This window comes from Sediminibacterium soli, assembly GCF_009939225.1.
GTDB classification, from domain to species: Bacteria; Bacteroidota; Bacteroidia; order Chitinophagales; family Chitinophagaceae; genus Sediminibacterium; species Sediminibacterium soli.
In genome coordinates this window covers 445,289-457,484 of the sequence record NZ_JAACJR010000003.1, presented here as the reverse complement: position 1 = coordinate 457,484, position 12,196 = coordinate 445,289, and the positions used below count along the sequence as shown (strand labels likewise).

The 12,196-nt window shown below is 50.8% G+C and carries 10 protein-coding genes and 1 riboswitch; of the genes, 5 read left to right on the top strand and 5 right to left on the bottom strand.

The window, feature by feature from the left end; all coding sequences use genetic code 11:
* Positions 1-39: 39 nt before the first annotated feature.
* The 4 genes from GWC94_RS02075 to GWC94_RS02060 all read right to left on the bottom strand — a co-directional run bounded on the left by GWC94_RS02075 (position 40) and on the right by GWC94_RS02060 (position 5,518).
* Complete coding sequence (locus GWC94_RS02075; RefSeq protein ID WP_161833334.1) at positions 40-1,404, bottom strand: efflux RND transporter periplasmic adaptor subunit; 1,365 nt, start codon at positions 1,402-1,404, stop codon at positions 40-42.
* 45 nt (positions 1,405-1,449) lie between these two features.
* Complete coding sequence (locus GWC94_RS02070; protein WP_161833333.1) at positions 1,450-2,913, bottom strand: TolC family protein; 1,464 nt, start codon at positions 2,911-2,913, stop codon at positions 1,450-1,452.
* Between the two features lie 85 nt (positions 2,914-2,998).
* Positions 2,999-4,171, bottom strand: a complete 1,173-nt coding sequence (locus tag GWC94_RS02065; RefSeq protein WP_161833332.1) for a trans-sulfuration enzyme family protein — start codon at positions 4,169-4,171, stop codon at positions 2,999-3,001.
* Between the two features lie 6 nt (positions 4,172-4,177).
* Complete coding sequence (locus GWC94_RS02060) at positions 4,178-5,518, bottom strand: APC family permease (protein WP_161833331.1); 1,341 nt, start codon at positions 5,516-5,518, stop codon at positions 4,178-4,180.
* Between the two features lie 195 nt (positions 5,519-5,713).
* Positions 5,714-5,945, top strand: a riboswitch (cobalamin riboswitch).
* Between the two features lie 110 nt (positions 5,946-6,055).
* Here GWC94_RS02060 and GWC94_RS02055 point away from each other — a divergent pair.
* The 5 genes from GWC94_RS02055 to GWC94_RS02035 all read left to right on the top strand — a co-directional run bounded on the left by GWC94_RS02055 (position 6,056) and on the right by GWC94_RS02035 (position 9,543).
* The gene (locus tag GWC94_RS02055) at positions 6,056-7,978 is read left to right on the top strand and encodes a TonB-dependent receptor plug domain-containing protein (protein ID WP_161833330.1); all 1,923 of its coding nucleotides are present in this window, start codon (positions 6,056-6,058) and stop codon (positions 7,976-7,978) included.
* 4 nt (positions 7,979-7,982) lie between these two features.
* Complete coding sequence (locus tag GWC94_RS02050; protein WP_161833329.1) at positions 7,983-8,201, top strand: cysteine-rich CWC family protein; 219 nt, start codon at positions 7,983-7,985, stop codon at positions 8,199-8,201.
* A 103-nt stretch (positions 8,202-8,304) separates the two neighbouring features.
* On the top strand, positions 8,305-8,883 hold the full coding sequence (locus tag GWC94_RS02045) for a MarC family protein (RefSeq protein WP_161833328.1): 579 nt from the start codon (positions 8,305-8,307) through the stop codon (positions 8,881-8,883).
* A gap of 17 nt (positions 8,884-8,900) precedes the next feature.
* Positions 8,901-9,203, top strand: a complete 303-nt coding sequence (locus GWC94_RS17060; protein WP_161833327.1) for a DUF2752 domain-containing protein — start codon at positions 8,901-8,903, stop codon at positions 9,201-9,203.
* Positions 9,184-9,543 (top strand): TM2 domain-containing protein, encoded by a 360-nt coding sequence (locus tag GWC94_RS02035; RefSeq protein WP_161833326.1) that lies wholly within the window; start codon positions 9,184-9,186, stop codon positions 9,541-9,543. The genes GWC94_RS17060 and GWC94_RS02035 overlap by 20 nt, the downstream gene beginning before the upstream one ends.
* A 59-nt stretch (positions 9,544-9,602) precedes the next feature.
* Here the strand turns inward: GWC94_RS02035 and GWC94_RS02030 are convergent, their stop codons facing one another.
* Positions 9,603-12,161, bottom strand: a complete 2,559-nt coding sequence (locus GWC94_RS02030; protein WP_161833325.1) for a family 20 glycosylhydrolase — start codon at positions 12,159-12,161, stop codon at positions 9,603-9,605.
* Positions 12,162-12,196: the final 35 nt, after the last annotated feature.

Genomic DNA, 12,196 nt, shown 5'->3' with positions numbered 1-12,196 from the left:
GGGGGAGCTCCCCTCTTTTTTATTCAGTCGCGTTACTGTTTACGGTTTTTTCTCTTCAAACAGTTTGTCTTTGGGAACGATCTTCACCAGCATACCGTCTTTCAGTGTTTTGCTGACAGTGGCATACGGCCCGGTGATCACTTCCTCGCCTGTTTTCAATCCCTCGGTTATCTCTATATGGTTGATATCCTGTATGCCTGTTTTCACTTTTACTTTCTTCACCTTATTGTCTTTCTGCAATACAAATACCACTTCTTCTATATCGTCCATGCTGCTGGCCGATCTTTCTGCATTGGCATCGGGTTTTGCGTCTTCTTTTTTATCGGCGGGCGCTTTATCGCTTTTCTTATCCCTTGTTGTAACCGCATTGAGCGGCACGGAGATCACGTTCACTTTTGTCTGTGTCTGGATATCCGCACTGGCGCTCATACCCGGACGGAAAGGATATTTTCTGCCCCGGCCGGCCAGATCGGCATAGCTGGAGGGCAGCAGCCGGATATGCACTTTATAATTGGTTACTTCGGTGTTCGAAGAAACCGCCGATGCAGAGAGTCCTGTATTCGGGTTGGCGATCTTGTACACGATGCCTTTGAATTTGCGGTTGGTATAGGCATCCACTTCCACGATGGCCGTATCGCCGAGTTTTACTTTGGGAATATCGTTCTCGCCCACTTCCACCTGTGCCTCTATGCTGCGCATATCGGCAACACGCATCATTTCAGTGCCTATGTTAAAGCTGTTACCGGCCACGCGTTCTCCTTTTTTTACATTCAGCAGGCTGATCACACCGTCCATCGGCGCCACGATAACCGTTCTGGAAAGGTCTTTGTTTGCTTTCTGCAGCTGGGCCTGCGCGCCCTGGATGGCAGCCTGGTTGCTTTTGAGCCCGATCCTGGCTGCATTATAGTTGGCTTCGGCGGTACGGTATGCCTGCTCGGCCTGCTCATATTCCGCGCGGGAGATCACTTTGCTGTCCAATAATTTTCTCTGGCGGTCATAGGTTGCTTTCAGGTTATCAACAGTGGCTTTCAACCCAACGATACTGGCTTCTGAATTGGCCAGCATGGCCTGGTTCTGGCTTACGCCGGCCGCCACCTGGTCGCGCTGTGTCTGGTAAATATCTGCATAGATGCGTGCGAGGATCTGTCCGCGGCGAACGCTGTCGCCCTCACTAACCGGCAGTTCAACGATCTCGCCGCTGATATCCGGGCTGACTTTCACTTCCACTTCGGGGTATATTTTACCGCTGGCATTGACGGTTTCGGTTATGGTGCGCTGCGCTACTTTTTCGGAAGAGACTTTGATACCTTCTTCCTTACCCAGCATGCCGTTCTTTTTCGCCAGGATCACCGCAACGATCACCACCGCCAATCCGACTATGATCCAAATCAGTTTCTTATTCATAGTAACAAGGGATTTTCTGCCCGAAGCAGGTTTATGTTTTGGTTTTTAGAGTTTCAGTCCTTTGCCTTTGTAGAACTCCAGCAGTTTCATTTTAAATACATAGTCGTACTGGTTCGTCAACTGCTGCAATTTAGCCCTTAAAAGATTGTTCTGGTTGGTCAGCAGGTCCAGCGAACTCAGCATACCCACTTCATACCGTTTGGATGCATAATCATAGGCTTTTTGTGCACTCTCCACGGTCTTTGCACCGGCATTGAATTTCTGCAGGGCAGTCAGTGCGTTGGCATATGCCGTGTACACATTCTGCCGAAGGGTCTGGTCTCCCTGTTTCTTGGTAAGCTCGCTGTATTTCAGGTTCAGCTGCGACTGGCGGTAACCGGTGCGCGCCTGGAAATTATTGAAGATGGGTACGCTGATGCTCAATCCCACATTCTGTCCGAAGTTATTGCTCAGCTGGTTGCTCCATCCGTCCCATAAACTGCCGAAGTCGCGGCTCGACTGCGTTACCTTGTATACGGGCGACTGTATATAATAAGTGACATTGCTGATATTGACGATGTTCTCCGCGCCCGTAATGGGTGTGTACCCCAGGAAAGTGGCGCCGGAAATACGTTTGAAGGAATTGGAAAAGTTGGTAGACAGGTTACCGCCAACAGTTACTGTGGGATACATCAGGGCTTTGGCCGCGCGCACATCTTTCTGCGCGGCTTTGATGCGCAGCTCATTCACTTTCTGGGCGGGCTGCAGGGTCAGGGCAGACTGGTATACCGCATCCGGCTGCAGTTCCGACAGGGGCTCCAGGGGTATCTGGTCTACCGGAGGGGTGGCGATGCCAAACAGCACTTCGGTATCCAGGTTAAGCAGTGCACGCAGGGCAAGCAGGCTTTGCTGGTAGTTGCCTTTTGCGGTATAATAGTTACTGCTGTCCAGCGCCAGCTGCGCTTCCATCTCCGCATAGTTGAGCTCGGGCAACGCACCGGCGTCTACCCTTTTCCGGGTGATGTCTACCTGGTTCTGGGTGAGCGCCAGCTGAACTTCGGATATTTTAATCTGTTCTTTTGCGGATAATACCTGTAAATAATACGTTGCCACATTAAAGGCAATATCGTTTTTGGCCCTTTCCACATCGGCCAGTGCCGCCTGGGCGTTGAACTCGGCGGCCTGTTTTACATACTTTAACCGGCCCTGGTTATACAGTTGAAACCCTGCATTGATACCAAAGTTCTGGTAAAGAAACTGCTGGGTGGAAAAGGTATTCGTGGTGGGGTCGATAGACCGGCCGAAACGCACGCCCGTGGAGCTGTTTCCGTTTACGTTGGGATAGCTGTTGTATTTGGCCTGCTTTGCCTGAAGAGCGGCTATCCTGGCCTGCACATCGGCCTGCTGTATGGAAATATTAAATTGTATCGCGTGCTCGATACAGTGGCGCAGATCCCAGTCGTCGGACGGCCGCTGGCCATACGATTGCAGCAGCATGGTGCAACCCACAAGGGTCAGGAACTTCTTCATAAGTAAACAAAAATAAAGGTTTCCCCTGCACTTGCGGAATTTTTAGACAGGTGGACGGGCAGGGGTCTTTACCCTTAAAAAAAGCTTATGAAAGGTGACTGATCGCCTCCAGCGCCGCGGCAATATCGGCTACCAGGTAAGCGGGATCCTCCAGTCCTACATATAATCTTAGCGACCGGTGCGCCGGGTCCGAAGGGTTGAATTCCCCGGGCTGCATGCCCGCGCATTTGGGTAGGATCAGCGATTCATGACCGCCCCAGCTTACCGCCATCAGGATATGTTTGAGCGACTCACAGAAAGCTTCGATGGTGGCCGCCGACTGCGCTTTCAGGTAAAAAGTAACCAGTCCGCAGGCCCCTTTCATCTGCCGCTGCGCCAGCTTGTATTGCGGAAAACCCGGATCAAGCGGAAAACATACTTTTTCTATGCGCGGCTGTGTTTTCAAAAACTGCAGCACTTCGCGGGTGCTTCTGTCAATCCTTTCCAGGCGGGCCGGCAGTGTACGAAGTCCGCGTATCAGCAACCAGGCGTTAAAGGGCTGGATGCCGGAGCCGACGGTCATGTATTCGCTGTTGAATATCCGCGCCATAATGGTACTGCTGCCCGATAACACGCCGGCTACGGTATCGCTGTGCCCGCCGATGTATTTGGTGGCCGATTGCAGCACCAGGTCTATGCCCATGGCGATGGGCTGCTGGTAAAGCGGGGTACAATAGCTGTTATCGCAGATGGTAATAAGGTTATGCTGTTTGGCAAGCGCTGCAACAGCCGGCAGGTCCTGCAGATCGAGGAACCAGCTGTTGGGTGACTCAAGATAGATCAGCGTGGTATTGGGCTGGATGGCCTTCCTGAAATTATCGGTGTCCGTTCCGTCAACATAGGTTGTTGTTACCTGGAATCGCTTCAAAATCACATCGAACGTTCGCTGCGCCCAGGTATACGGATTCTTTACGCTGACGATATGATCACCGGCTTTGACATTTGCCAGCACGGCTGCAAATATGGCCGCGGCGCCGCTGTTGAATACAAGACAGTCTTCCGCGCCATCCAGTGCGGCCAGTTTTTTCCGCAGTATGTCAACGGTGGGATTAAGTCCACGGCTGTACAGCCAGGTAGAATACTCATCTGCAAAAGCGTTGCGCAGATCGGCCACTTTTGAAAATGCGAAATTGCTGGTCTGCATGATCGGTGGCGCAATGGCACGGAAATAATCGTCGCGCTCCTCGGCCAGTTCATTAAGTATATAAGAGATCTCCATGGTTGGTTAGATAGCTGTTTGCCCGGAATTTTTGCTGCCGATCCTGCGGGCCACAAAGTAGATGATCATGAATGCAAGCAGTACGATCACACCCGTGAGCGCCGTGTAAGGTGTCTGTATGGTGATGCTGATCCCTACAAAACAATAAGCTGCCATAAAGATCAGCGGCAGCAAGGGATACAGTTTCATTTTGAAAATACCCGTACCGTCGAGGTGCCTGGTGCGTTTGCGCAATACAAAAATACTGGCACTGGATGCCACCATGCCAAAACAGTCGAGAAAGATGGTGAAGTTGAGTATTTTCTCGAATGTCTGTGCAAAGAAAAGGATGATGATACACAGCGCCGAAAACACGGTTAACGATACCGTGAGCACATCATTTTTAGGGTTCTGTTTTGAAAACACTTTCGGCAGTACGCCCTCGCCGCTCATTGCGTACATAACACGGGGGTTGCTCATCAGCAGTGCATTCACATATGCCAGCACGCCGAAGAACAGCAGGAAGGAAAAAATATCGGCGCCTGTTTTGCCGAATGTTCTTTCCATTACCACGTAGGCAATCTCCCTTTCCGCTTTCATATTCCCAAAACCTACGATGGTATAATAACTCAGGTTTACCAGCAGGTACAACACGATGATGATGGCAATGCCGATAAAAATACCCCGTGGGATATTTTTTGCGGGCCTGTCTACCTCGTTACCGAAATTGATCGTTTGCTGGTAGCCGCCATAGGTAAACGATACGGCTATCAGGCTCACACCCAGGCTTTGTATCCAGCCCATCGAAGGTGTTTCAACAACAGCCGCCGTTTGTACCGGCGCTTCATGCGGAAACACCAGCGCGATGATAAGCACGGCGATCATCGTGATCTTGATCATCATCAGGATATTCTGTGCGCGCGAGCTCATACGCAGACCCATCAGGTTCACCCCGTAAAAAATAACAATGGCCACACTGCTGATGAGCGCCTTGTCGATATCTGTCCAGGCCACCTGCGGAAACAATTTGGTGATATACCCGCTGCCGATCAGCGCAACACTGCTCAGGCTGGCCGCATTACTGATCAGGATGATACAGTTAATCGCAAATGCGATACTGGGGTGGTAGGCATAGGAAAACACCTTGTAATACCCTCCCGTTACCGGGTAACGGCTGCCGATTTCCGCATAGGTAAGCGCCCCGCACAGCGCGATACAGCCGCCCAGTATCCAGGCTGTAAAATAAACCGAAGGTTCTATCGCATCCTTGGCGCTGGTGGCCGCCGTTCTGAATATACCCATCCCGATCACCAGTCCAACCACGATCATCGTAAAGCTGAAGAGGTTGAGTTTTTGTTTGCCGTGCATAGGCTAATGTAGGAAACTTTATTGAGGTGAGGAGGGGACGAGAGATGTCAGTCTTGGGACGAGTTATCGTGAGTTGACGTGAGTTGGCATGAGTTGGTTGGATTGGGGAGGTCTGATGTGTTTCATAATAACTCACTATAACTCACGGTCCGCCTCGGGCTTCACAATTTCCTTGCGGGTCTCAATCCCCCTGCTTACATTTGCTCCGCCTTTGGTTCCCGTAAGGGATGAAAATGGGAAGTCCGGTGTGATTCCGGCGCTATCCCCGTAGCTGTAAGCTGCACTTGCCGGCTGTGACTGAAACCTCGCGCTTTGGTTCTTACCCGGCAAGACTTCGGATCCTCAATACCACTGTCCCGCTATGGCGGAATGGGAAGGTGATCCGGAGAAAGCGAGCCAGAAGACCTGCCAGAAGCAAACAACGATTCAAAGCTTTCGGGTGAAAAGCATGGAATGGATGGCTGCTGCAGCAGTCTGACAACATTCTCCATTTTTCTATTCCTGGAAGCTCATTGTTCCATTTTAAAAACCAAAACAATGAGCAAAACATTCACGCTCCTTTCCACACTGCTGACCGGCCTGTGCGCCACAGCGCAAACAGACAGCGTCCGCACAAGGCTGCTGGACGAGGTGGTGGTTACCGCCAACAAAACAGAACAAAAACAAAGCACCACGGGCAAAGTGGTGACCGTTATCACCAAACAGCAGATCGAGAAAAGCGCGGGCAAAACCATCGCGCAATTACTGAACGAACAGGCCGGCGTGCAGATCAACGGCGCTTTGAGTAATGCGGGCAGCACACAAACCGTATTCATGCGCGGCGCAGCATCGGGCCGTACACTGATCCTGATGGATGGCATACCGGTAAACGATCCCTCGCAGATCACCAGCGATTTCGATCTGAATTTTTTCTCCATCAACGATGTGGAGCGCATCGAGATCTGCAAGGGCGCGCAGTCTACCCTGTATGGAAGCGATGCCATTGCGGGTGTGATCAACATCATCACCACCAAGAGCCATATCACGAAACCGGTCAATGTCAAGGCAACCGTTTCAGGCGGAAGCTTCAATACCTGGAAGACAAACCTGCAGGTATACGGCAAAACAGGCAAGCTGAGTTATACCACGCGTTATGCGCACCTGGTAAGCGACGGTTTTTCCGCAGCCTACGACAGCACCGGCAGCAAGAATTTCGACAAAGACGGCTACAACGGCACAACCGCCAACGCAGCCCTGCAATACCAGGCCAATACACAACTGCTTTTGAAGGCGTTTACACAATACAGCGCATACACTGCCGGTATCGATGCGAGCGGTTTTACCGATAAAAATTTTTACAATATCAACAACAAAAACCATACATCGGGCTCGGGTTTTGTATATAAGCCAGGAATGCTTTCGCTTACCGGCAACTACCAGTACAGCAAGCAAAGCCGCAACTACGACGACAATGCTTCAATAGGTGCTCCGCTGTTCTCGATGAACGATTACAATGCGATCACGCATTATGCCGAGCTGTATACCTCTGCAAAACTCGGCGCCGGCTTTACCCTGCTCGCAGGTGGCGACTACCGTTACGCGCGGATGAATAACGAATACCGCTCTGTAAGCGCATTCGGTCCTTACAACAGCAAGTTCAATGACACATCGATGAGCCAGACCTCGGGGTATCTTTCCCTGCATTATAACAACCAGCGTTTCTCTGCAGAGATCGGCGGAAGACTTACCAATCATTCCAAATACGGAACGCATTATACGTATACGATCAACCCTGCTTATGCATTCGATGAACATTTCCGTATTTTCGGAAGCATCGCCACAGGCTTTAAAGCGCCGTCCATTTACCAGCTGTATTCCGGCAGCGGCAATCCGGATCTGAAAGCAGAACTGGCCACCAATTACGAAGCCGGCTTACAGCACAGTTACAAAGGATTCAGCGACAGGCTGGTTTTCTTCTACCGCAATACGGACAATGGCATCGATTACAATTCTGTTACATTCAAATACTTCAATTATGTGAAGCAGATGACCAGGGGTATCGAGTACGAAGTGAATATCCAGCCCCTGCAGCGTTTGACCATCACGGGTAACTATACCTTTATCGCCGCGCAGGAAACCACGCAGAGCAGGGTGAATTTCAAGGACACGGTGTACAATTATTCTTTACGCCGCCCCGCACATATGTTCAACATCACGGCCGGATACCAGTTCGGTGAGCATTTTTACGCAAGCATCAACGGGCGTTATGTTGGCGAGCGGAACGATGTGGGTTCTTACAAAAAACCGGATGTGCCGATGGACAGTTATTTCATCGTGGGCGCTTATGCCGAATACCACTTCCTCGATAAGTTCAAACTGTTCTTTGACTGGCAGAATATCGGCAACCGTAAATTCTTCGAGATACGCGGCTACAGCGGCATTCCTTCGATGTTCAACACCGGTCTTACGCTTAACTGGTAATAACATGCCAACCCATGAGACCAAAAAATGCCCGCGTTGCGCCAGGCCTTTTGAATGCAAGGTGGGCAATATCGCCGAATGCCAGTGCAGCCAGGTAACGCTCAGCTATGAGCAGAAAGCCTATATCGAATTGCAGTATACCGACTGTCTCTGCGCGCAATGCCTGCAGGCATTGCAGTTTGAACAGCAGCTTGCGAAGCACCACCTGAAGCGCCAGGCATAAGGCGAAAATAAAAGCGAAAAGTCAGCTGTGAGGGCTCGCCCCTTTGCGGCTGACTTTTCGCTTTTCACTACCTACTATTCACTATCTTTAATGAAAAGCGGTTATGAATTTTGAGCTGGAACAATTGATCACGGTAACGTTCACCCTGTTTGCGGTGATCGATATCGTCGGCTCCATACCGTTGCTGATCTCGCTCAAGGAAAAGATCGGCGGCATCCGCGCCATGCAGGCAACACTGGTTTCCGGCGCGCTGATGATCCTGTTCCTGTACGCGGGAAAACCGCTGTTGAAAATGCTGGGACTCGATGTACGCTCCTTTGCCGTAGGCGGCTCGATCGTGATATTTTTACTGGGGCTGGAAATGGTGCTGGGGCACGAGATATTCAAGGGCGATAAAGATGCCAAGTCCGGAACCGTGGTACCTATTGCCTTCCCGATCATTGCCGGCAGCGGTACCCTTACCACCATCATGTCATTAAAAGCCAATTTCGAAGAACTCAATATACTGCTTGGCATACTGCTGAACCTGCTGATCGTTTACATCGTATTAAAATCGCTTAAGGTGATTGAAAAAGCGCTCGGGCCGGCCGGGTTGCTGGCTGTCAGAAAATTCTTTGGCGTGATCTTGCTTGCCATCGCGGTGAAAATATTCAGCAGCAATATCGGCGCTTTTGGAAAATAGTGCCAACTCCTGCAAACATGCAAACACTGAAACGGGTATACAAACAGCGCGAACTGATCTGCTGGACAGCGGCTTTGCTGCTGCTGTATTTTCTTCCTGAAAAACAAGCCCGGATTTCTTTCTGTCCTTCTGTATTAACCGGACTGGGGCCCTGCCCCGGGTGCGGTATCGGCCGTGCCATTCATTACGCTTTGCATTTTGAATGGGGGCAGTCCTGGCAAAATCATATGATGGGAATACCCGCCGTTATTATTATATTTAGCAGGATCAAACAATTGTTGCATCTTTCAACAAACCATTATGAAACCCAATCTGATTAATCTGATCCCTGCACTCGAAGGAGAGGAATTGATCTATCTCCAGTCTGTTACCAGGGACCTTGGCCCCGATCAGCTCAATATGTTTATTGCTGTTTATAATGGCAAGAGAAGAAAGACCGACCAGATACTCCTGGGCTGCGTTCTTGGTTTTGTACTGGTGGCGGGCGTTCAGCGGTTCATGCTGGGCCAGATGGGTATGGGATTGCTGTACCTGTTTACCGGGGGGCTGTGTTTTATCGGAACGATCATGGACACCGTCAATCATAAAAGACTCACGTTCGAGTACAACCAGCAAATGGCCAGGGAAAGCATGGCCATGGTATCCGCGGGTTTTCAATAGCACTCATTCGCCATTCAAAAACAAAGCGAGCAACCCGCGGTCAGGACCAACGGTTATGATCAATCGCCAACAGGCGCAAACGTAAACATCCATTTCACCGGGTTCTCCCAGCCGCGGCTCCGGAAAGAGGTTACCGGCAGTTTGATCTTCACCTCGTTCATTCCTTTCACCAGCCGGATTTTTACCGGGCTACGGTATTCATACCCTTCATCGGTCAACGGCATTTCCAGGTTGCCTTTTTTACCGGCATGTTTCCATACCGGCGGCTTGATCTCCTCTCCATTTACCCAGATACGGCTTCCCCGATCATCCCATGCGTCTTTGGGCGGAGAATCAGTGGCCATTGACCGCGAAAGATTGTTAAACCCGATCCAGAAATCCCGTTCACCATCCTCATCGCTCTGAATACCGGTAACTGCATAAAAGGTTTCATTTTCCCGTGGCTGGCTGATTGCACCACTGATCAACGGGTACCACCAGTGCCTGAGTACAACGGTTCCGCCCGTAACATTTGCATACCATTCCTTCCGGTATGGCGGGTGTGTATATTCCGGCCGAAATTGTTTGTTCTTACCGCCATCGTTTGGATACGGACCATAGAGCTGCCAGGATAGCTGTGACTGCCGTGTGTAAGGAAAGGGATATCCTGCAAAAACGGTCTGCCTGTGATCGAGCATTCTTTTCTCAAAGTGGGCGAAAGCGGTCGTATCGCCATCGCTCAGATTGGCAATCCATTTTTCCTGTCCCCCGCCCAACCAGGTTCTCTCCGCAAAAGCGAGCATCGATGGATATACCGGGTTCATCGTCAGCAGGTCCTCTTCCTTACCCACTGCACGGTCGTTCCACAGGCAAATAATACCGCCCAGCGTCATTGAATCGCCGTATGCCTTGTTGGCTATCCTGCGGTTGAAGATAGTGACCACGCTTTCCAGCGGGTCAAAATGGTTCAGGTAAAGATGCCTGGAATCGAGCACAGGAAAAGAAAAAGATTCCTTTGCCGTTTTACCGTCTTCCTTCCACAACTGAAGTATTGTGCCGGGTAAGAAATTGCCTCCGGGCTGCCAGCCTACCACCTGCTTGCCATGGCTGCGGATAAATTCAGTGATCGCCGGGATAAAATCCTTATTCGTGATCTTCACTTCGTCTGCACCGATATGCAGGTAAGGCAGGTCGAAGTCGGTCATAAACTCTTCGAGTATGCGTTTGACGATCACCATACCGGAATCCGATTGCATATCCCATCCCGTTGCCCGCCGGAATGCCGCGCTGTGCCCCGGCATATCTATTTCGGGCAGCAGTGTGATATGCCGCTCGGCGCAGTAAGCGATCAGTTCCTTCATATCGGCTTTTGTATAGTAAAGCCCTTTATCGCGCAGCATATTTTCCGGTTCGGTTAACCGGGGATAGCTTTCCGATGCAAGCCGCCAGGCAATGTCTTCTGTAAAATGAAAATGAAATACGTTCAGCTTGTAACGGCTCATGATATCGATCTGCTGTTTTAACAGATCGAGCGACATATAATTTCTTCCCACATCCACCATATAGCCCCGCCAGGCAAATGCTGGCCGGTCGGTGATATCACATGCATCGATCATTGCGCCGCTACGGGCCAGCTGTAAAAGCGTTTGCAGACCGTTAAATATGCCATGGGCGCTGTTTGCGGTCAGCACCACAGCTTCCGTTTTCACTGACAGCCGGTAGTTTTCGTCGGTTGATTTGTAACCGGCGCCTGCCGGTATAGCCAGTTCTATATACGGCTCTCCCGAAGGCCTGCTGTTTTTCACTGCCATTGCCATTCCTTTTTCCCGCAGCCGCTTCTGCAGGTGCCACGCTTCTTTTAGCAGCGAGCTGTCTGTAACATAGATTGTGCTGCATGCATATACGGGAAAAAAACCTTCTTCCCATCTCAGTTGCACCGGAAGCGGAAGCAATGCGGCCCTTGGCTCCAGGTCGTATACGTATGGATAAATGCAATGCTTCCAGAACATATACCCCTTGCCGGTCAGGTGAAGCCCGTCGTTGGTATATGCCGCATCAAGATCGCCCGCGGCATCGGCAAACCGCCTGTATATATCAATAAATGTATACCGATGCGCTGCCGCCGCTGTTTGCAATGCTGCATTGAGCGCACGTATCAATGCGCCATTGCCTGTATGTGAAGGAAATTTTTTGAACGCTGCGTTCACCGGCAGAATACCCTGCACAAACAGGTGCGTGCCGGGTGTGGCCGTCTTCAACAGATCCGCCATGCGGAGAATACGCTGCAACACCGTGTCGGGTGAAACCTTACCCGCCAGGTCGTTTGTTCCGATCAGCAAAAATATTTTGGCGGGTTTGCGTGTAATGATTTCGTCGATACGGTTCAGCACGCCGGCCGACAGATCACCGCTGATACCTCTGTTCTTTATGCGCAGGTCGCCGAACAGTTCCGACCATTCGGCGCCATCGGTGAGGCTGTTACCAAGGAAGATGATATCGTCCGCCGTTTGCGGAAGCGTGGCAAAATGCGTTGCCCGCTGCTGGTAATAGGTTCCAAAAGGGGGTACGGCCTGGGCCATGAGATGGCCTGTCACAAAAAACCAAACAAATACGGTTATGCCCGTGATCGCTTTCTGCATATACGGTTTGTATTTTGTTGAGACGGATGTTGGTC